The organism is Rhizobium sp. 3T7 (genome assembly GCF_020166565.1).
In the GTDB taxonomy this organism is placed as follows: domain Bacteria; phylum Pseudomonadota; class Alphaproteobacteria; order Rhizobiales; family Rhizobiaceae; genus Rhizobium.
This window is the reverse complement of sequence record NZ_JAIQXS010000039.1, coordinates 1-19,857: the sequence shown is the minus strand read 5'-3', so window position 1 is coordinate 19,857 and position 19,857 is coordinate 1. Positions and strand designations below refer to the sequence as shown.

Genomic DNA, 19,857 nt, shown 5'->3' with positions numbered 1-19,857 from the left:
ACTGCACAGCGACGCCGACATCGAACATCTCGTCGATGCCCTGCATTCGCTCTGGTCGCGCTGCGCCCTGGCGCGGCACGTGGCCTAGCTGCCTTAGTTGGTGTAGAGACTAGCTTTGCAAAAGGGGATCTCGATGTCCAGCGTGCTAGCCCCAGTACCGGAGGGATTAGGTTTGGCTTTGACATAGGAGCATGGATCATGCTTAGCGTCCTCAGTCCTAGGACAGAGGACAGAGACCATGAAGAGCCAAGATGCGATCAGGCTCGGAAATCAGCGGGAGGTGGTCTTGCCACCGATCACCTCAAGTGGAGGATCATGAGCAAATGACTGCGATCCGCGCTCAGTTGCTAGAAATGCTTGGTGAACCCCCTCTGCCATCAGCCTGAGTTTGGCACCAATTCCGTCCTGACCCGTTTCTCCTTCTTCTTGGAAAATGATGCCGGCGGATTCGACACATTCTCCCGGCAGTTCTCCTTGACGCTGGAGTGAGTTCAGGCCGGCAGAAAGCGGTTTGGCTGACAATGATAAGTACTAAAGCCCAGCAAGGTGGAAAGCTAGGTTTCTCGGCTATCGGCACCTCATGACGGGTTGGCGAAGCTCAGTTCGGACTCCGTTCTCGAACTGCAACCGTGCGGCGGCAAAAGCCGTCATTCGCTGATGAACGCTTATGCCCGCGCGTGCGATCGCGCGTCCGACATCCAGAATGGATAATCGCAGCGTTCACATTTGAGAAATCCTCCCTACCATCGGCTGCGAAATCTCGGGAGGAGTTCGACGCCCCTGGCTCTGGCTTCGGATCGAGCGAGGGATCTGGTGTCGCAGATGGAGAGGACGCGCATGTCTTGGGCTTGCGGGCACAATCTGAAGATCGCATTTGTCGGCACCGGCGCACAGGGTGCATCCATCGGCGCCGATTTCGCATTGGCGGGCCTCGACGTGACGTTCATCGAGCAATGGCCGGAGCATGTCGACGCGATGAACGAACGCGGCAATACAGTCAACATGCCGTCACGCCCCGTTCATGCAAAGGTTCGGGTAAAACATCTTTGCCAGGTCGCTGAAATGCGAGAACCCTTCGATCTCGTCTTTCTCGTCGTCAAGGCCTACGACACCGGCTGGACATGTCAGCTGATCAAGCCGGTTCTTGCATCAGATGGGCTTGTCGTCGGCGTGCAGAATGGAATGACCCAGCATGCGATCGCGTCGGTCGTGGGGGCCGGGCGGACTGTCGGCGCCGTCTTCGACATGGCTTCAAACATGTTTACGCCCGGCGTGACAAATCGCCAGAACGACCACGATACGTGCTGGTTTTCCCTTGGAGCGATTGATCCGACAAATCGCCAGCGCGTCGAAACGATTGCCGAATTGCCTTGCGGCACAACCGTCGAACGCCTCCCTGCTTGGAGTATGAGGCGCTGTTTGCGGGCGACGTTCATCGCGTCCACGGATCGTTCGATCTGGCCAAAACGACATGTGCGCGAGCCGCACGATATTTCGAAAGGAGAAGCCTATGAGTTGGGATAAGGCACGTGGTCCGAGGATCGCATTTGTCGGAACGGGTGCACAGGGCGCGTCCATCGGTGCCGATTTCGCATTAGCGGGGCTCGACGTCACCTTCATCGAGCAGTGGCCGGAACATGTCATGGCGATCCGCGAAAACGGGATCACCGTGCACCTGCCGACCGGAACCATCAATGCCAAGGTCCCGGCGCTGCATCTCTGCCAGGTCGCCGAAATCAAGGAGCCTTTCGATGTCGTTTTCCTTGTGGTCAAGGCCTACGACACCAAGTGGGCATGTCAGCTGATCGAACCATGCCTCGCCCCCGATGGACTGATCGTCGGGCTTCAGAACGGCATGACGCATGAGGACATCGCCGAGGTGGTGGGCCGCGAGCGGACGATCGGTGCGGTCATCGAAATCGCCTCGAACATGTTCGTGCCCGGAATCACCAACCGGCAGAATGATCATGATACATCCTGGTTTGCGCTCGGCGCGCTCGACCCCAAGACGCATGAGCGCGTGGAAGCGGTCGCCGATCTGCTGCGGAACTCGGGCACGGTCGAAGTGATGGATGACATTCGTTCTGCCAAGTGGATGAAGCTTGTCGTCAATGCCGCCGAGCTCATTCCGTCGGCTATCGTCAATCTGCCTCTTGCGGACGCTGCCCGCGCCCCGGGCATGCTCGAGGTCATGCGGGCGGCTGGATATGAGGCGATGCGGGCGGCTCTCGCGGATGGAGCCCGGATCATTCCGATCATCGGCATGCCGCCGGTCACGACCAACCATCCGGAGCGCTATGTCGATCAGATCTTCGAGGAGGTGCTGAGGACCTTCTCCCAGGCCGACACGTTGACGACGTCGCTGCAGGATTGGCGCAAGGGGCGCCGCGCCGAGGTGCAGGAAGTCAACGGCTGGGTCGTCGACATCCTTCGCGCCCACGGCCAGGAGGCGCCCGTCAATCAGCGCGTTATGGACGTGGCCTTCGATATCGAGGCTGGCCGGATCGAGGCGCGGCCGGACAATGCCGCACTCCTGATCGAGACATATCAGGCCGTCATGGAATGCAGCTGAGTTTCAGCTGGCGGCCACGAAACGAAGGGTCGATTGCGATCTGGGAAAGGCCGCCAGTCGCATCCAGCTGATGCAGGCGCTCGTGTTCTCTCGGCTAAACCAGACTCTGCCGCGTCCAGCTCTTGCGCGCAGATTTGAGGCGGGCTTCGATCTGCGCGGCGGCGTGCTCCAGGGCGAGCCTCGGCGTCTTGTTGCCGAGCAATGCCTCATGGATCTCCTCGCCGAGAACTTTCTCGATCGTCGTGTACTGCGGGATCTTGGGACGGTGCCAGGTATGCAGAAGGTTCTTCTTTGCCAGCTGGTCCACGAAACGGACGATTGGCGAGCTTGCGGCGGCTTCCGGATCGGCACTGACCGAAAAGCGGGGCGCGACTGGAAATCCATTCTTCACATGCGCCTTCATCGCTTCCCTTGAAGCCATCCATGCGATGGCGTCCGCTGCCAATTCCACGCGTTCCTCCGGCAGATTCGTTGGAATGCAGAAGAGGAAACCGCCAATCGGTGAGGCACGCGTGCCGCCGGGGCCAAAGGGCTGCGGCAGATATTCGACGCGGCGTTTGACGAGCGATTGGACATCATACTCGAAGCGCGCCGCACGCATGGTCCAGAAATAGCCGAGGCTCGCCTTCCCCCTGAGAAACACTTGGAGCGTCTGATCCCACGCCATCTCGAGTATCTTGGGCGGAGAAATCTCCATCAGCCTGCGCATATAGTCGAGGGCGGCAAAACCGGCATCGGACAAGATCGTGCAACTCAATTCCTCAAGGTTTACGCCTTCCAGCGTAAAGCCTGAGCGCGTCTTACGCAGTGAAATCGCCGGCTGGCCGCAGGCGCCCATGAAGAACAGAAAGCTCGACGCGATCGGCATGCCGCGTGCACCGTCCCACACCGCTCCGAACATGCCTTCGTCGGGATCGTGAAACTTGCGGCCGGCATTGATGACCTCGTCGAAAGTCTTCGGAAAGGATAGGCCCGCATCGGAAAACAGGTCTTTTCTCGCCGCGAGAACCTCGACCGTGCAATAACCAGGAACGCCATAATCCCGTCCCTCCCAGGTCGCCGAAGACCAGATCGAGGGATGGAAATCGAGCGGATTGATCCCTGTCTTCTGGATATACTGATCGATCGGCCTGATAACGCCGCTCTCGGCGAATTCCCCAAGCCAGGGCATGTTGATGGCAATCACGTCGTAATCGGAAAGCCGCTTAGCGCCGTTTTCGCGGGCGCGTCGATAAAGATCGGGGAGCGGCAGAAGATCGAAATTCTTGCGCGAGGCGAGATTGCTGCGGAAGTCTGCCCACATGTTTCGCATCGCAGAGAAATAGTTGTCGTCGTTCAACAGGAAGCGAAGTTCGATCTGCGATTCCGCCCGCTTCTGGACAAGCCGCATCGGCGGGATGATCTGGGAGCCGAGCGGCGTTCCCCCGAAATAATACTCATCCTCTTCTTCCCCGGCGCGCAGCCCGAGGGTCTGCGCAAGCAGAGACTTGGTCTTGCGGGCATAAACTTCAAATGACCGGAGCAGTTGTTCGCTCGGTTGCAATGCGAAGCTCTTGCCTGTCGAGCCTTTGGCGACTTTGAGAATATACCCGCTATCGATGAGACGATTGATCAATCTCATGGAGGTTGCGTAGGGGAGGCCGGATTCCTGCCCAAGTGTCGAGATCGAGACTGTCTGGCTCAGGATGTGCGATTTGATCAAGAAAGTGACGATGAGCCAGATCGCATCGTCATCAGCCGCTTCGACGACATCTCTGAAGGGGCGGCGCGTTTTCTCGATGAAATCGATGACGCGCAGCATTTCGTATTCGTTCACGTCGGCCTCCCAACCGTCGCGCTGCCGACGATCACACTAGCTGGCAAATCTTTCCTTCACCAGCCCGTCTAGATGGCCTTCAGCGTGTGCGCTGCGGCGCTCTTTTCGCGACTTAAGCCGGCAAGGCGCTCATACTGTTCGAAAAGAACGAAAAAGTCCTTTTCCGCAAGCCCGTCGGCGAATGCCGCTTCATATTGCTGGCGGATCATCGAGGCCAGATACATCGGGACATGATCGGACTTTGCCGCTCCGAGGATTAGATCGAAGTCCTTCATCATCTGCGAGACGGAGAATGCCGGATCGAAATTGCGATTGACCAGGAGGTCGCGCTTATAGGCGATCAGCGGCGATGAGACTGCGCTCTCGCAAATGACGTTAAGCATGGTCTCGACGGAGAGATTTCCCTTCAGTCCGAGCGTCAGTGCTTCTCCGAGAAGGGCTGCGGTCGCTCCGACCAGCGCATTCAGCACGAGCTTGAGGTAGCGCGCTTCTTCGCCTTCGCCGAGATAGAACTGCTTTGCCGAGAAGCTTTGGAGAATGGGTTCAATCTTTCGATAGGCTTGCTCCGGCCCGGACACCATTACCGACAGCATGCCGGAGGAAGCAGTGACCGTACTTCCCGAAACTGGCGCTCGCAGATAGTCGACGCCCCTTTGCGCAAGGGCTTCGGCAACTTCGGCCGAGAGTTCCGGGGAAACGGTGCTCATTTCCACCAGGATCTGACCGGGCTTGAGTAGTTCGGCAAGCGCGGACGGCGCGAGTGTCAACTGGCGAAGTACGGCATCGTTCGGAATGGTGAGCATGACGACGTCGGATGCCTCGACAAGATCGTTGAGGCTGTGGGCCACGTTCGCGCCTTGGGCAACGACGGAGGCACGGTTCTCCGGAAGCGGCTCGTAGACGGACAGCGAATATCCGCTCTCGAGGACGCGCCTGCTCATTGGCGCGCCCATCTTTCCGATACCAGCCCATCCCACTTTCAACGTCTCGATCATGCAAACCTTCCTTGCCCGGTGGCGGTCGCCGACCAGAAGTTCCCGATACCGCTATTTTGCGGAGGAGCGTGAATGAACTGGGCCGAAACATGCCTCAACTCGACGCAAGCGCCGTCTCCTCCCGAAGGAAATAGTAGCGTCAGCGGGAGACCGAATGCTGCATCGAAAATATCCATTCTGGATAATTAAAGATTTGTCGAAGCACCGGTTCATCCTCTAGCTTTCGTTTCGGATCGCACGGCGGTTCCTGTGGGAGGAATAAAGCCGTCAACACAATAGAGATGACGCGGGAGCCATGGTTTCCGCGAGCGGTGCTTTGTTGTCAGCGGTCCAGTCCGTTGAGGTGGCGGCTTTTTGGGGAGCATAGGCCATGAGTGGATCGGTCAAGAACAAAGTCGTCATCGTCACAGGTTCGGCGCGCGGTATTGGCGCGGGCATTGCCGCCGACCTTGCCGAGAATGGCGCACGCGTGGTGATCGCCGACCTGAACCTGGACGCCGCGCAGCGAACGGCTTCGAAAATCTCCTCCGCGGGCGGCAGCGCGATTGCTATCGGCGTGGACGTCTCGGACCGCGACATCGTCAGGGCGCTGATTGGCGAAACCGTGTCTCACTTCGGCCGGCTCGATGTCATGTTCAACAATGCCGGCATCAGTCAGACCTGCCCCTTTCTGGAGGTGACAGATGACGATTTCGACAGGATCATGAAGATCAACGGGCGCGGGGTTCTGATCGGAACCCAGGAGGCGGCAAAACAGATGATCGTCCAGCGCCACGGCGGCAAGATCATCAACACGGCCTCGATTGCCGGAAAACAAGGCTATCCGCTGTTTGCGCATTATTGCGCCTCCAAGTTCGCCGTCGTCGCGATCACACAGGCCGCAGCGCGTGCGCTTGCCGAGCACAAAATCACCGTCAGCTGCTTCGGACCCGGCGTCGTCAAGACGGAGCTCTGGGACCAGCTCGATCGCGAGTTCATGGAGCGCGGCCTGACGGAGAAGCGCGAACAGGCGATCAACGATTTTTCACAGTCGATCCTGCTCGGACGTGTGTCGATTCCGAAAGATATCGCTGGCGTCACCACCTTCCTGGCCTTTGATGCGTCCGATTATGTCACCGGCCAGACCATCATGGCCGATGGCGGCATGGTGTTGATCTGACGAGGAAAATGCCGTTGCACGACGGCGCGATAAGGTTTCGAGCCAGACGGGCGGCAGAACTACTCTGCGGCCGTATCTACACAGAATAATCAAGGAAAGGCGTGGCAATGAAGGCTGTACGGTACTACTCTAAGAAAGATATCCGCGTCGAAGACGTGCCGGCGCCAAGCGGGCCGCTCGGCGACGACATGGTGCTGATCGAACCCTTGGTTTGCGGCATATGCGGTACCGATATCCATGAATATGTGGCAGGTCCGATCGTCACCCCGGCCACGCCCCATGTCTATTCCGGCGCCACGTTGCCGCAGATCCTTGGTCATGAATTTTCGGCACGGGTGCTGGAAGTCGGCAAGAACGTCACGCATGTCGGTCCGGGCTCGCGGGTTTCCATCCAGCCGCTGATCTCGCCGCGCGACGATTATTACGGCCGCCGGGGACTTTTCCATCTCAGCGAAAAGATGGCCTGCGTCGGCCTGTCGTGGGACTGGGGCGGAATGGGCGAGCGCGCCGTCGTCAATGGCTATAATGTCTTTCCTGTTCCAGATAGCGTGTCCGACGTTCAGGCAGCGATGATCGAGCCCGCGGCTGTCGCGCTCTATGGCGTCGATCGTGGCCGCGTGACCTCTGGAAGCTCCGTGCTCGTTTCAGGTGTCGGTCCGATCGGCGCTTTGGTCCTGCTGGCAACGAAGGCAGCGGGCGCGACGACGATTTTCGTCTCGGAACTCAATCCGAATCGCCGGGCCCTCGCAAAGCAGCTGGTTCCGGAGGCGATTGTGTTCGATCCGCGTGAGACGGATACCGAAGAGCTGTTCCGCAGCAACACCGAGGAGGGTGTCGGTGTCGACGTCGCTCTGGAATGCGTCGGCGCCGAGGCGTCTCTCAACTTGTGCGCCAAAGCCGTCCGTCGCCAGGGCACCGTCGTGCAGGTTGGGCTCCACGTCAGGCCGGCGGCAATCGATGCCATGCTCTGGGCGCTCAAGGACATCACCGTCGAAGCCACCTGGTGCTATCCGGTGCAGATCTGGCCACGCATCGCGCAGATGATAGGCGCAGGGATCTTCCCCGTCGAAAAGATCGTCACCGCACAGATTGCCCCCGAGGATGTGGTCGAAAAAGGCTTCAACGCGCTCATCGATCCGGCCGCCTCCCACATGAAGATCCTCGTCAACATGAAGGCCTGATCATGGAATTTCCAATGACCGGCGCCGTCGATGACCACGCCATCGCTTGAATTCGAAAGGGATTAGACATGTATTATATTGTTCATTGCCTGGACCACGAAGGGGCTGTCGATAAGCGCCTCGTCAACTACGACGCCCATAAAGCCTATCTGTCGACCGGTAAGACCAAAACCATCATCTCCGGCCCGCTTTTGGCCGACGATAACGAAACCATGATCGGTTCGCTTTTCGTCTTCGAGGCCGACACCAAGGAAGAAATCGTCGCGTTCAACAAGGCCGATCCCTTCACCAAGGCCGGCGTCTGGAGAACCGTCAATATCCACCCTTTCAACAAGCGAGTGGACAATCGATGACCATTCGCGAAGAAAAACCCGTCATCGCAGCGCTGGTCGGTCTCGGTTGGTGGGGTCGCAAGATGGCAAGCCTCGTCAATGCCGGAGGCGCGAAAATGCATTTTGTCCGCGGCGTTGATCCTAATCCCGATGCGGCCACCTTCGCCGCAGAGATGGGTCTTCAATATTCTCAGGATATAGCGGAAGCTCTGGCCGATCCGACAATCGAAGCCATTGTGCTCGCCACACCGCATTCGCTGCACCGGGATCAGATCGCGCGCGTCGTCGCAGCCAGGAAGCACGTCTTCTGCGAAAAGCCGCTTGATCTGACCAAGGCCGGCGCGCAGGCATCGGTGGATCTATGCCGCGATGCCGGGCTAGTGCTCGGCATGGGCCACGAGCGTCGTTTCGAACCCCCGATCGCGGCAGTCCTGGAGGCGGCACAGTCACACAAACTGGGTCGGCTGCTGCAGATCGAGGCGAATTTCAGCCATGACAAGTTTCTGGTGCTCGATCCATCGAACTGGCGGCTAAAGGCCGATCAGGCACCGGCGGGTGGGATGACGGCGACCGGCATCCATCTGACCGATCTCTCGGTGAAGCTGATGGGTCCTGCCGCCGACGTGCGCGTGGTGTGTGAAAATCTGGCTTCGAGCATCCCGCAGGGCGATACGATGAGCGCTCATATCCGCTTTGCTGGCGGAGGAACGGCCTATATCTCGGCAACGCTCGCCACGCCCTTCATCTCCCGCTTCGCCGTCTTCGGAACGGATGGGTGGATCGAAGTTCGCGACAAGGCGCACGTCGAAGCGCCCGACGGCTGGGTGGTCACCGAAGGCTGGAAGAACCAGCCGATCACCGTTCGCGAACTGCCGCCCGCTGAACCTGTCCGTGACAATCTGAGAGCATTCGCCAAGGCCATTCGCGGTGAAGCGGGCTATCCGATCACCGGTGAAGACATGATCAACAACATTGCGTTGCTGGAAGCCATCGTGCGGTCGGCAAAGAGCGGCACGCTCGAGCAGGTCTGAGGAGGAAGACATGAAAGCTCTGGTTTTCGAGGCTCCGGAAAAGCCCGTCATTGCCGAGGTTGGGATGCCGGACCTGTCGCCGAACGAGGTCCTCGTTTACACCAAGGCAGTGGGCATCTGCCACTCCGATTATGAACTGCTTGCCGGTCGCTACATCATCCCGATTTCCTATCCGGTCACGCCGGGGCACGAATGGAGCGGAGAAATCGTCGAGGTCGGGCGCAACGTCCAAGGCTTCAGTAAGGGCGACCGCGTCGTCGGCGAATGCGTGGTGCGCACGCCGGAGCGGTTGCACCACTTCGGCTTCTCGATGAGCGGCGCCGATCGCGAATATTTCGCCGTCAATCCGGAATGGCTTCATAAGCTTCCTGATGCCGTCGACGACAAGAAGGCCGCACTGATCGAGCCCTTCACCTGCGGTTTTTACGCCGTGCTGCGTTCAGGCGGAACAAATGCCAGCGAGACCGTGGTGGTCTCGGGTGGCGGTACGATCGGCCTGGTGTCGGCGGCTGCGGCCATCGGCATGGGCGCGCGCGTCATCGTCGTCGATCCGCTTGCGTCGCGCCGGGAGGTGGCCAAGCGGTTGGGCGCTGACGTCGTGATCGATCCGTCCGACGGGGGTGCTGCCGAGACGATCCGCGACCTGACCGGTGGCAAGGGCGCCGATCTCGTCATCGAAGCCTCCGGCCACGATGCCTCGCTTGCGGCGGCTTTCGACTATGCTCGCGAAGAGGGCCGCATGTCGATGGTGGGCATCAACATCGGCCGCAAGGTGCCTGTCGTGATTGGCCAGATCCAGATGAAGAACCTGACGGTGCGCGGCTGCATTGGATCCCCGGGCGTCTGGCCGGCCGCCATTCGCTTCCTCGAGCGGACGGGCATCGATCTGTCGCCGATCCAGACCCATGACTTCGCCCTGACGGAAGCGGTCCACGCCTTCGCCTTTGGTCAGGATCCGACCAAGAGCATCAAGATCACCCTGTTGAACGGGTTGAACCCATGACAAAGCATGCCCTGATCGTCGGCGCGACCGGCATTACCGGAAGCAATCTGGCCGAACTCCTGCTTGCCGCGGGTGACTGGAGCGTATCGGGCCTGTCCCGGTCGGTCAGCCCGGTTGCCGAGGTGCAAACACTCCGATGCGATCTCGTCGATCCGGTTTCCGTGCGCGGCGCGCTGCTCGGCGTCCGGCCGAGCCACGTGTTCATTACAGCCTGGTCGCGCCGGAAAACGGAAGCGGAAAACTGCAAGGTAAACGGAGCAATCGTCCGAAACGTACTCGACGGCTTGCAGGGTGCAAGCGTCAGCCATGTCGCGCTGACGACCGGCACCAAGCACTATCTCGGGCCATTCGAATCCTATGCCAAGACGCAGCCCGAGACACCCTTCCGCGAGGAGCAGGAGCGTCTGCCGAGCGAGAACTTCTATTATGTCCAGGAGGACGAGGTCTTTGCGGCCGCTGCGCGCGACGGCTTTACCTGGTCCATCCATCGGCCGCACACCCTGATCGGCTATGCCGTCGGCAACGCGATGAATATGGCCGCAACACTCGCCGTCTACGCATCGATCTGCAAGCAGACCGGCAGGCCCTTCGTCTTCCCCGGATCGCCGCAGCAATGGCAGGCTGCGACCGATGTCACCGATGCACGCCTGCTCGCCAGGCATCTTCGGTGGGCCGCGACCACGAAGGAGGCCGCCAATCTCGCTTTCAACGTCGTCAACGGCGAGGTCTTTCGCTGGAAATGGCTTTGGCCGCGCATCGCCGCCTATTTCGGTGTCGAGGCAGCCACCTATTCCGGAGAGCCCAATCCCCTTGAAAATCAGATGGCCGACGCGGAGCCGATCTGGGACAGAATGGTCAGGAAGTATGGCCTGCAGCCCAACGCGCTTTCGCGCGTCGCCTCGTTCTGGCATTCGGACGCCGACCTCGGACGACAGGTCGAGACCTTCAACGACATGGGCCGCAGCCGCAAGTTCGGCTTCATGGATTACCAGGATACGACCCGTTCCTTCACCGACGCCTTCGACCGCCTCCGGGCGGATCGCATCATTCCTTGAAACTGAGGAGGATCGGATGAGCGCTGACGTCGTCGCACCAGTCGAGCCGGCCGGATATTTCACCGAGGAAAATTCGGCCGAGACCGTCAATGCTAGAATGGGGAAAGAGGTTGATCCGCGCCTTGCCGAGGTCATGTCCTGTCTCGTCAAGCATCTCCACAACTTCGCGCGTGAGATCGAACTCACGCAGGAAGAGTGGGACTTCGGCATCGATTTCCTGACCCGCACCGGCCAGATCTGCACGCAGGAGCGGCAGGAATTCATTCTGCTTTCGGATACGCTCGGCCTTTCCATGCTGGTCGATGCCGTCAACAACAGACGGCCGAAAGGGGCGACCGAAAACACCGTATTCGGCCCGTTTCATGTGGAAGGCGCCCCGGTGCGCCAGATGGGTGATCAGATCTGCCTCGACGGCAAGGGAGAGAGCTGCCTGTTCATCGGCCGGGTGCTTGATCTCGACGGCAATCCGGTGGCGGGCGCCCGCATCGATGTCTGGTCGGACAATGCGGAAGGCTATTACGACGTCCAACAGCCCGGTATCCAGCCGAAATGGAACAATCGTGGCGTCTTCGTCACCGGCCCGGACGGAGCCTACAACTTCATCGGCATCAAGCCGGTCTCCTACCCGATCCCTGATGACGGGCCGGTCGGCAAGATGCTTTCAGCCCTGGGGCGGCATCCGTACCGCCCGGCCCACATGCATTACATGGTCTGCGCAGACGGCTTTCAGAAGCTCGTCACCCACACCTTCGTCGGTGGAGACCCCTATCTTGTGTCCGATACGGTTTTCGGGGTGAAGAGGACATTGGTTGCGCCCTTTGAACCTGTCGCGAATGGCGACACGCTATGGCGTTCGGATTTCGATTTCGTTCTCACCCGACCAGGGCCGGAAGGCTAGGAGATGGGCTTGGAAAGCTTCGTCTATACCGCAAATCCCGGCCGCGTCATCTTCGGCAGCGGTACGATTTCCCGCCTCGGCGAAGAGGCTGACAGGCTGGGCGCAAAACGTCTTCTCGTGCTCTCCACACCGGAGCAGGAGAGCCAGGCGCAAGACATATCCGCGCATCTGGGCGCACGCGTCGTCGGTATATTTTCGAACGCGACGATGCACACGCCGACCAACGTTACCGCCGATGCAATGAAGCTGGTCGATGCCCTTCAAGCCGATGCGGTCGTTGCCATCGGCGGCGGATCGACGACGGGTCTTGGCAAGGCGATTGCCTATCGCACCGATCTTCCGCAGATCGTTGTTCCCACGACCTATGCCGGATCGGAGGCAACACCGATCCTCGGCGAAACCGAAGGCGGGCGAAAAGTCACCAAGTCGGATTCCCGAATCCTGCCCGAAGTGATCGTCTACGATGTCGATCTGACGCTCAGCCTGCCGGTTTTGATGTCGGCGACGAGCGGCATCAATGCCATCGCCCATGCCGTCGAGGCGCTCTATGCCCGCGAGGCAAACCCTATTATCTCGATGATGGCGCTGGAGGGGATTGCGGCGATCGCCCGCGCCTTGCCGCAGATCAAAGAAAACCCTGGCGATACGGCTGCACGCTCGGATGCCCTCTACGGCGCGTGGTTATGCGGCATTTGCCTCGGCTCGGTCGGAATGGCGCTACACCACAAGCTCTGCCACACTCTTGGCGGTATGTTCAACCTGCCGCATGCTGCGATGCATACGACCGTGCTGCCGCATGCCGTCGCTTACAATGCTAGTGCCGCGCCGGCCGCGATGGCCGCACTCGGCCGGGCGCTTGGTGTCGCCGACCCTGCCCGCGGGCTTTTCGATCTTTCCAAACGGCTCGGAGCAACGATGTCCTTGAAGGATCTCGGCATGCCCGACGGCAGCGTCGGCGCTGCGGTCGAGCAAGCGATGTCGAACGCCTATTGGAATCCCCGAACGCCGGAAAGCGAGGGGCTGACGGAGTTGCTCGGGCGCGCCTTCAGAGGCGATGCGCCCGAGAAGATATAGGTTTTGGAGCATGTGGGATCGTCAGGCGCCTCGAAGACTTTTGCCTGGCAGCAGCAGGGATTTCCGGAAATCCAAAATGGATAATTCCGCTATTTTCTTTGCTCCCGGTGCGGTTACCATCAATATTGCGTGGTCTCCAACATCCGCAGATGGACGGGGAAACGCAAGGCCGATTTGGCGGGTGAGGAGGGTAAGACAGGTCATGCTTGCAGTTCGCGTCGCAATATCCAATCCCGACAAGACGGCAGCACGCGAGACCTATCTCGAGGATCACAAACGCCATCTGCGATCCGGCTGGGTTGGCATCGTCCAGTCTGGACCGATCATGGATGAATTCGGTGAAGGCAGCGGAGGAGTTGTCGTCGCCGATGTCGGTTCGCTGGAAGAAATGCGTCGCTTCAGCGCGGAGGATCCCTTTGTCCTCCATGGAGTCTATTCGACCGTCGCCATCTACGAGTGGCGACCAACGATCGGTGGTCGTGAATAAGACGACCGCAATTGGATTCCATGCATCTGTACGACGGCTGATTTTCTAAGGAGGAGGGAAAATGAAAGCGGCAGGCAAACTCAACTGGGACAAAATCCGCGACTGGCTCGATGAAGCTGGAAGCATCTGCAGCGGATTTTACGTCGAGTATCGAGAGTCGCGAAGGCACCACCAATTGTCATCTCGTCGGCCGTTCAATCGGCCGGAACACCCGGCCAAAGCCGGCCCGACGATAAGTTGGGTCGTCAGCAACCGGGAAACCTGACGCCGGTCCTCGATCTCTTTTCTTGAAAATCTGCCGAACGGGCTCTCCGGCTTCTGCCTCGTGAGCCCGATGGTGGAGCCGTGAACTTCAGCGCGAAAGACGCACTTCGATGACGAACGCTATCTCCATCGCTTCGAACAAGCACCAAAGGGAGACAATCCTGCCGATGCCCCTGGCGCGAAGCTTCGTGACCGTCGTCTTTTCGACGCTCGTCCTGCTTGTAATATGTGCAGTCTTTGCTCCTTCGAGCCTGTCGTGGGGCGCATTCTCCGGAAGTCTGCCCTTTGCGGCGATTATCGCTATCGTCGGTCTCGGACAGTTGCTTGTGGTACAGCAAGGCGGCTTCGATCTCTCTCTTCCCGGCGCCGTGTCGCTCGCAGTCGTCATCGCGACCCATTTTCCGCAGCAGGATGATGGGCTGCTTTATCAGGCCATTCTCCTGTCGATCGGCGTTTCGCTGATAGCCGGCTGCCTGAACGGCGCTCTCGTCAGCTTCTTTCGACTGAATGCGATCATCGCCACCATTGGTACCAATGCGCTGCTTTATGGAGCCGTCTTTGCCGTGTCGGCTGGCGTCCCTTCGATCACCACCAATCTTCTGGCTGAGATCGCAAGCGGCGAAAGTCTCGGTCTGCCGAACTCGGTCATTTTCGCTCTCATTGCCATGGCAGTGGTGACCTTTGCGCTGAAGAAGACGGTGGCGGGACGCAGGTTCGAGGCAATCGGCGCCAATCCGTTGGCCGGCCGCGCGGCGGGCCTCAACGTGCGCATCCACCAGATGATGGCCTACGTCTACGCGCAGCTTCTCTATTGCATGGCCGGCACCCTGATCGCCGGCATTACCCGCGAGCCCACCGCTTTCCAGGGAGACAGCCTTTTGCTGCCATCCGTCGCGGTCGTGGTTCTTGGCGGTACGTCGCTTTTGGGCGGCCGGGGTTATCCGATCTCGACGGTCATCGCGGGCTTTTTCCTCAACCAATTGAGCCAATTCGCACTGACGGTCGGAGTGCCGTTTTCAGCTCAAACCATCATCCAGGCCTTGGCTCTGGGTTTTGGCATCGGTGTTTACTCGCTCCGCTGGACGGTAAACCTCAAGAGAACGACTAGGACAAAAAAAGTGGAGGACAAGAAATGAAATATGCTTCTCTTTCGAAATACTTAGCGCTTTCCGTCGCGACGGCGCTCGCTGCATTCGCCAGTGCCGATATCGCCAGGGCAGACACTCCGTCATGGTGCGGTCCGAAGAAGGCAACGCTTGCGCTTCTGGACGGATATGGCGGCAACAGCTGGCGCCAGGTCACCACGGCCTCCGGCAAGCAAACCGTCGAGCTTTGCCCCAGCATCACCAAATATGAATATGCCGATGGTCAAGGAGATACGCTAAAAGCGATCTCTGACATCAAGAGCATGGCTGCCAAGGGCATCGACGCGCTTGTCGTCTTCGGCGATGCAGGCCCGGCCGTGCTTCCGGCCATCACCAGCGTTTTCAAGTCCGGCAAGGCTGTCGTGCCCTATCGCGTCGCCGTCGGCGGCAAGGATGGCCAGAATTATTCGAAGTTTGTCGGTGCATCCTTCGAAAACGACGGCGAGACCTGGGGCAAATGGATCAAGAGCGTCCTGCCGAAAGGTGGAAATCTCCTGTTCCTCAGCGGGCCGGCCGGCAATAGCCAGGGCCTTGACGAGCTCAAGGGCCTGAAGAAGGTTCTCGGCCCGGAATATGTCTTCGTCAATCAGGAGCCATTCGCGGTCACCAACTGGGATCCTGCGCTGACGCAAAAGGTCCTGACGGCGGAAATTGCCAAGAACCAGAAGATCGACGTGATCATCTCCGACTTCGGTCCTTCGCTGGTCGGTGCGCTGCCGCTCTTCAGCAAGCAGGGAAAATCGATCCCCGCGCTCGCCACGTCCGACGGTAATTCGCTGGGCTGCTTCTGGCAGGAGAACAAGGAAAGCAATCCGGACTTTAAGCTCTTCACGGTCGCAACCGGCAACGACAACGTAAGGCTTGCCGTTCAATGGGCCGTCGCGCTTGCCACCGGCGGCACGCCGCCGACTGATCAGGTCTTCAAGGCGCCGGCATTCGAGGATTCGGTATCGGGATCGCCCAGCGCGGTGCAGTGCCGCAAGGATTTGCCGGGCGCCATCTACCTCTCGTCCGAACTTCCCGCAGAGGAACAGGCCAAGGCGGTCGGAAAGTAACTTGTAAAAACATGCAGAACCTGCCCGGAGTTTCCTCTCTGGGCAGGCTCTCCTCTACAGCGGATCACAGGCTATGGCTGCAGCAGAAATCATTGCGATCGAGACACCTATATCGACACGTTCCGACCAGACGATCTGCCTGACCGGTATCTCCAAGTACTTTGCGAGCATTCCAGCGCTTCGCGACGTCAGCGTCGAGTTCCGGCCGGGTGAAGTCCATGCCATTCTCGGGGAGAACGGTGCAGGTAAGTCGACGTTGATGAACATCATCGCCGGCACGCTCCAACCGAGCGAAGGCGAGATCAGCTTCGAAGGGGAGCGCATCAAGCAGATGACGCCGGAAATGGCCGCATCTCTCGGCATTGCCATCTGCTTCCAGCATCCGGCTATTCTCAAGGATCTGTCGATCTTTGAGAATCTGAGTGTGGCGTTGCCGCCATCGGCATTTTCCGGCCGTCCGATGCACGAAGTCGCCCAGCAGATGCTCGACACGGTCGGATTGGACCTGCCCTTGCGCATGCGGGCCGGCCAGATGACGGTGGCGCAGAAGCATCTGCTCGAAATCGGCAAGGCGCTTGCGGTCAAGCCGAAGCTGCTTATCCTCGACGAGCCGACTGCCTCCCTCGACCAGGAAGCGACCGACATGCTATTCGGTCTGATCCGAACGGCGGTGAAGGCTGGAACTTCGGTGATCTATATTACCCACCGCCTGGCGGAGCTGCGCCAGATCGCCCACCGTGTTACCGTCATGCGAGACGGGCGCGTTCGCGGCGCGGCACTCGTGAGCGAGACGAGCGATGCAGAGCTTGTAAACCTCATCGTTGGGCGCACACTGGACTCAGCCTTTCCGCCCAAGTCGGAGCGCGCCGGCGGGGAGACGAGTTTTGCCGTCGCCGGTTTGAGCGGCCACGGATTTGCCAATGTGAGCTTTAACGTGACGCGCGGACAGATCCTTGGCGTCGCCGGGGTGTCCGGCAATGGTCAGACAGGGCTCATGCGGTCGCTTGCCGGTCTGCATCCGACACAGGGCGCGATCACGTTGCACGGCCGCACACTCAGTCAGCCGACGCTCCTGCACGAATCCGCGTTCATGCCTTCCGACCGTCATCTGGAAGGCGTCGCGAGCGGCCTGACGGTGCGCGAGAATGCCACCTTCTCGGCGCTGGAGAAGTTCGCCTCAGGCGGCATCATGAGCAGCAGGAAGGAACACGAAAAGGTCACGTCCATCTTCGATGAGCTGGCGGTAAAGGCACCGGGTCTGGAAGCACCGATCCTGTCGCTGTCCGGCGGCAACCAGCAGAAGGTCGTGATGTCGCGAGCCCTGCTGTCGGAGCCGAGCCTCGTCATCGCCGACGAGCCGACGCAAGGCGTGGATGTCGGAGCGCGCTTCGAGATCTATCGCATCCTGCGTGACGTCTCCGAGGCCGGAACGCCGGTCATCGTGAACTCTTCCGATGCCGTCGAGCTCGAGGGGCTCTGTGATAAGGTAGTCGTGATGTCGCGCGGCCATGTCATCGAAACGCTCAGCGGCGAGGATGTCACTGAAGAGCGCATCGTCGCCGCGGCAGTCAAGGCCGAGACCCACGATGTCGAAAGCGGTTCGGCGTCAGGGGCGGCATCGGCAACAAGGCTTCGACATTTCTTGCAGTCGGACATTGCGCCGGTCGTGCCATTGGCGCTCGTGACAATCCTGCTGGGGCTTTTTGTCAACAGCCAGAACGACAACTTCCTTTCGACCTACAACATCTACAACATTTTCCTGCTGGCAACGGCGCTGGGCTTCATCGCCCTCGGACAGACGATCACGTTGCTCATGGGCGGCATCGATCTTTCAGTCGGTCCGCTCGCCGGTTTCCTGGTCGTCGTCGCGTCGTTCTTCGTCACCGACGATATGTCGACCGGCATGGTTCTCCTGGGCTTTTTGCTGATGCTGGCGGGCGCTTTCGTCACCGGCGCGGTGAATGGGCTGTTGATACGATATGCGAATTTCACACCGATTGCGGCGACGCTTGCAATGTATATCGCGATTCAAGGCTTGAGCTTTCTGCTGCGCGAAAATCCGGACGGATATATCAGCGCCACGGTGACCGATTGGATCAACTGGCAATGGGGTCCGTTCCCCGTGGCCTTCCTGGCGCTCGTGGCGGTTACGCTGATCGGCGAATATGCCTTGCGCAGATCGAGGCTCGGCTGGCGCTTGCGGGCTGTCGGTTCAAATGAGGAATCGGCACGCAGAATGGGCATTTGCATCGATCTGACCTACATCACCGGCTATATCGCTTCCTCGGTGCTGACAGGCTTCGGCGCGGTGATGCTAATGACCCAGATCGGTGTTGGCGATCCGCGCCAGGGGGTTAGTTATACGCTCGCCAGTATTACGGCAGTCGTGCTTGGCGGCACGAGCCTGACGGGTGGTCGCGGGACATTCATCGGAACGGTCCTCGGGGCCGTCCTGCTCACCGAGGTACTCAGCGCCGTTACCTTCCTCAGTCTCACGCAGACTTACCAATATCTGTTCCAGGGCATCCTGATCGTCGTGGCGGCGCTGATCTACTCGGCTGTGCGCAAGCGAGCGCCCTGATGGATCATACCCGTGCGGGGCGCGGAGACTTGGTGCAATCCTGGTCTCTGCGGCGCCAATGGTGCCATGTGGTACGCGTTGGCACCGCTTGCTCCAGGCTTTTTGAGTGTTTCAGCAAATATCGATGAGGGAAATGAGATGGCGAACACGGTTTATGGCATGCATCATATCGGCATCACGGTGCCGAATATCGAAGAAGGTATCGCTTTCTTCCAAGCCGTTTTCGGCGCGATCGAAGTGTTCCGCACAGGGCCTTTCGATGTCGATCAGGACTTTATGAGCCACAAGCTTGGGGCTTCGGCGCACTCTACCATTCGGGACCTGGTTTTCCTGCGTTGTGGTCAGGGAACAAGCGTCGAACTCTTCGAATATGATGGTGAGGAAGACTCCCGGCCTAAGCGGTCTTCAGAGGTCGGTGGCATGCATCTCTGCTTCGAAGTCGATGATGTCCATGCATGCGCGGAGCGCCTGAGAGCACAGGGCATCGATATGCTCGACGGGCCGAATCTTGTAGAATCTGGTCCCCTGGCCGGCTTCAACTGGATCTACTTTCGCGCACCCTGGGGCCTGATTCTGGAAGTCGCAAGCTTCGATAAGCTCGGCTACGAAAGTAACTCGCCCCACCGCTTGTGGAGAGCCAAATCAGGGTGAGGCGCCGCCGGTGTATGAATGAAACGGGAAAGCCCTGAAGTGTGAGTGCTGAATGCATGGCAATTGCTGAGAACTGCCGGTAGGAGTGGCGCGTCCGGTTAAACCAGCGTCGCGAAGCCAACTTGACCAACGCCAAACCTGGGACGGGACGCGCCTGAAGGTGCATCTGGGTCTTGAAGATCCCTCGGTGCCGCTGCTCTTTGCTTGAAAGCCACAAGAGGTTGAGCAGCGCCCTAGAACGACCTTTGCCGAGGCGAGTTGTTCCTCAATATCGCGTAAGTTGTTTCTCACCTCATTCAGCTTTGTGACGGCATCTTCAACCCGCTGGCTACGCAAGCGTTCGATCTGCTCCTTGGCCCGATTTGTGATCCGGTTGAAGCCTGCCCGGCCGTGACCGATGCCGCCTGCCCTCCGAGATTGGCGTCGATACTTCTGCCGACGGCGAGCCTGCTCGGAAGCGCCAAAGGATGCCGTTCAGGACCCGTCGGTCATCGACACGAGGTACGCTGCGAGGCTTGTTCGGCGGCAGTGGTAAGATGATCGACCATTCATGGTTCG

General features: G+C 59.5%; 18 protein-coding genes and 1 pseudogene. 16 read left to right on the top strand and 3 right to left on the bottom strand.

Features of this window, described 5'->3' with window-relative positions; all coding sequences use genetic code 11:
- Positions 1-837 precede the first annotated feature (837 nt).
- A complete protein-coding gene (locus K9B32_RS28400) occupies positions 838-1,524 on the top strand; it encodes a ketopantoate reductase family protein (protein ID WP_224568635.1) in 687 nt (228 codons plus the stop codon).
- Positions 1,511-2,572 (top strand): ketopantoate reductase family protein, encoded by a 1,062-nt coding sequence (locus K9B32_RS28395; RefSeq protein ID WP_224568633.1) that lies wholly within the window; start codon positions 1,511-1,513, stop codon positions 2,570-2,572. Before K9B32_RS28400 ends, K9B32_RS28395 begins: the two co-directional genes overlap by 14 nt.
- Positions 2,573-2,666: 94 nt before the next feature.
- On the opposite strand, the gene K9B32_RS28390 is transcribed toward K9B32_RS28395, so the two are convergent.
- Positions 2,667-4,388: an extracellular solute-binding protein gene (locus tag K9B32_RS28390; RefSeq protein ID WP_224568631.1), complete on the bottom strand. Its 1,722-nt coding sequence runs from the start codon at positions 4,386-4,388 to the stop codon at positions 2,667-2,669.
- A 68-nt stretch (positions 4,389-4,456) separates the two neighbouring features.
- Positions 4,457-5,383 (bottom strand): NAD(P)-dependent oxidoreductase, encoded by a 927-nt coding sequence (locus K9B32_RS28385; RefSeq protein ID WP_224568629.1) that lies wholly within the window; start codon positions 5,381-5,383, stop codon positions 4,457-4,459.
- 370 nt (positions 5,384-5,753) lie between these two features.
- On the opposite strand from K9B32_RS28385, the gene K9B32_RS28380 reads away from it, so the two are divergent.
- The 14 genes from K9B32_RS28380 (at position 5,754) to K9B32_RS28315 (ending at position 19,299) form a co-directional block, all read left to right on the top strand.
- Positions 5,754-6,542, top strand: coding sequence for a glucose 1-dehydrogenase (locus K9B32_RS28380; protein ID WP_224568627.1), 789 nt, complete (start codon positions 5,754-5,756; stop codon positions 6,540-6,542).
- Between the two features lie 107 nt (positions 6,543-6,649).
- Positions 6,650-7,723 carry a 2,3-butanediol dehydrogenase gene (locus tag K9B32_RS28375; protein WP_224568625.1) on the top strand — a complete coding sequence of 358 codons (1,074 nt, stop codon included), beginning with the start codon at positions 6,650-6,652 and terminating at the stop codon, positions 7,721-7,723.
- Positions 7,724-7,791: 68 nt separating this feature from the next.
- Positions 7,792-8,076 (top strand): YciI family protein, encoded by a 285-nt coding sequence (locus K9B32_RS28370; RefSeq protein ID WP_224568616.1) that lies wholly within the window; start codon positions 7,792-7,794, stop codon positions 8,074-8,076.
- The gene (locus K9B32_RS28365; RefSeq protein WP_224568614.1) at positions 8,073-9,086 is read left to right on the top strand and encodes a Gfo/Idh/MocA family protein; all 1,014 of its coding nucleotides are present in this window, start codon (positions 8,073-8,075) and stop codon (positions 9,084-9,086) included. Before K9B32_RS28370 ends, K9B32_RS28365 begins: the two co-directional genes overlap by 4 nt.
- A 10-nt stretch (positions 9,087-9,096) precedes the next feature.
- Positions 9,097-10,089, top strand: a complete 993-nt coding sequence (locus tag K9B32_RS28360) for a zinc-dependent alcohol dehydrogenase (RefSeq protein ID WP_224568611.1) — start codon at positions 9,097-9,099, stop codon at positions 10,087-10,089.
- Entirely contained in the window at positions 10,086-11,144 is a 1,059-nt protein-coding gene (locus tag K9B32_RS28355) for an SDR family oxidoreductase (RefSeq protein WP_224568609.1), read from the top strand. Before K9B32_RS28360 ends, K9B32_RS28355 begins: the two co-directional genes overlap by 4 nt.
- 16 nt (positions 11,145-11,160) lie before the next feature.
- Entirely contained in the window at positions 11,161-12,042 is an 882-nt protein-coding gene (locus K9B32_RS28350; RefSeq protein ID WP_224568607.1) for an intradiol ring-cleavage dioxygenase, read from the top strand.
- A 9-nt stretch (positions 12,043-12,051) separates the two neighbouring features.
- Complete coding sequence (locus K9B32_RS28345; protein ID WP_224568605.1) at positions 12,052-13,116, top strand: maleylacetate reductase; 1,065 nt, start codon at positions 12,052-12,054, stop codon at positions 13,114-13,116.
- Between the two features lie 202 nt (positions 13,117-13,318).
- Positions 13,319-13,603 (top strand): YciI family protein, encoded by a 285-nt coding sequence (locus tag K9B32_RS28340; protein ID WP_224568603.1) that lies wholly within the window; start codon positions 13,319-13,321, stop codon positions 13,601-13,603.
- A gap of 61 nt (positions 13,604-13,664) precedes the next feature.
- On the top strand, positions 13,665-13,868 hold the full coding sequence (locus K9B32_RS28335) for a hypothetical protein (RefSeq protein WP_224568601.1): 204 nt from the start codon (positions 13,665-13,667) through the stop codon (positions 13,866-13,868).
- A gap of 109 nt (positions 13,869-13,977) precedes the next feature.
- Complete coding sequence (locus K9B32_RS28330) at positions 13,978-15,003, top strand: ABC transporter permease (RefSeq protein WP_224568599.1); 1,026 nt, start codon at positions 13,978-13,980, stop codon at positions 15,001-15,003.
- Complete coding sequence (locus tag K9B32_RS28325; RefSeq protein WP_224568596.1) at positions 15,000-16,067, top strand: substrate-binding domain-containing protein; 1,068 nt, start codon at positions 15,000-15,002, stop codon at positions 16,065-16,067. Before K9B32_RS28330 ends, K9B32_RS28325 begins: the two co-directional genes overlap by 4 nt.
- A 73-nt stretch (positions 16,068-16,140) precedes the next feature.
- Positions 16,141-18,648, top strand: a complete 2,508-nt coding sequence (locus K9B32_RS28320) for an ATP-binding cassette domain-containing protein (protein WP_224568594.1) — start codon at positions 16,141-16,143, stop codon at positions 18,646-18,648.
- A gap of 138 nt (positions 18,649-18,786) precedes the next feature.
- Positions 18,787-19,299 carry a VOC family protein gene (locus K9B32_RS28315; protein WP_224568592.1) on the top strand — a complete coding sequence of 171 codons (513 nt, stop codon included), beginning with the start codon at positions 18,787-18,789 and terminating at the stop codon, positions 19,297-19,299.
- Positions 19,300-19,726: 427 nt separating this feature from the next.
- Here the strand turns inward: K9B32_RS28315 and K9B32_RS28310 are convergent.
- Positions 19,727-19,857: pseudogene (locus K9B32_RS28310) on the bottom strand (IS5/IS1182 family transposase); the annotation flags it as partial.

Coding starts and splice junctions, on each gene's coding strand:
- K9B32_RS28400 (WP_224568635.1), top strand. CDS start 838: ATGTCTTGGGCTTGCGGGCACAATCTGAAGATCGCATTTGTCGGCACC.
- K9B32_RS28395 (WP_224568633.1), top strand. CDS start 1,511: ATGAGTTGGGATAAGGCACGTGGTCCGAGGATCGCATTTGTCGGAACG.
- K9B32_RS28385 (WP_224568629.1), bottom strand. CDS start 5,383: ATGATCGAGACGTTGAAAGTGGGATGGGCTGGTATCGGAAAGATGGGC.
- K9B32_RS28380 (WP_224568627.1), top strand. CDS start 5,754: ATGAGTGGATCGGTCAAGAACAAAGTCGTCATCGTCACAGGTTCGGCG.
- K9B32_RS28375 (WP_224568625.1), top strand. CDS start 6,650: ATGAAGGCTGTACGGTACTACTCTAAGAAAGATATCCGCGTCGAAGAC.
- K9B32_RS28370 (WP_224568616.1), top strand. CDS start 7,792: ATGTATTATATTGTTCATTGCCTGGACCACGAAGGGGCTGTCGATAAG.
- K9B32_RS28365 (WP_224568614.1), top strand. CDS start 8,073: ATGACCATTCGCGAAGAAAAACCCGTCATCGCAGCGCTGGTCGGTCTC.
- K9B32_RS28360 (WP_224568611.1), top strand. CDS start 9,097: ATGAAAGCTCTGGTTTTCGAGGCTCCGGAAAAGCCCGTCATTGCCGAG.
- K9B32_RS28355 (WP_224568609.1), top strand. CDS start 10,086: ATGACAAAGCATGCCCTGATCGTCGGCGCGACCGGCATTACCGGAAGC.
- K9B32_RS28350 (WP_224568607.1), top strand. CDS start 11,161: ATGAGCGCTGACGTCGTCGCACCAGTCGAGCCGGCCGGATATTTCACC.
- K9B32_RS28340 (WP_224568603.1), top strand. CDS start 13,319: ATGCTTGCAGTTCGCGTCGCAATATCCAATCCCGACAAGACGGCAGCA.
- K9B32_RS28335 (WP_224568601.1), top strand. CDS start 13,665: ATGAAAGCGGCAGGCAAACTCAACTGGGACAAAATCCGCGACTGGCTC.
- K9B32_RS28330 (WP_224568599.1), top strand. CDS start 13,978: ATGACGAACGCTATCTCCATCGCTTCGAACAAGCACCAAAGGGAGACA.
- K9B32_RS28325 (WP_224568596.1), top strand. CDS start 15,000: ATGAAATATGCTTCTCTTTCGAAATACTTAGCGCTTTCCGTCGCGACG.
- K9B32_RS28320 (WP_224568594.1), top strand. CDS start 16,141: ATGGCTGCAGCAGAAATCATTGCGATCGAGACACCTATATCGACACGT.
- K9B32_RS28315 (WP_224568592.1), top strand. CDS start 18,787: ATGGCGAACACGGTTTATGGCATGCATCATATCGGCATCACGGTGCCG.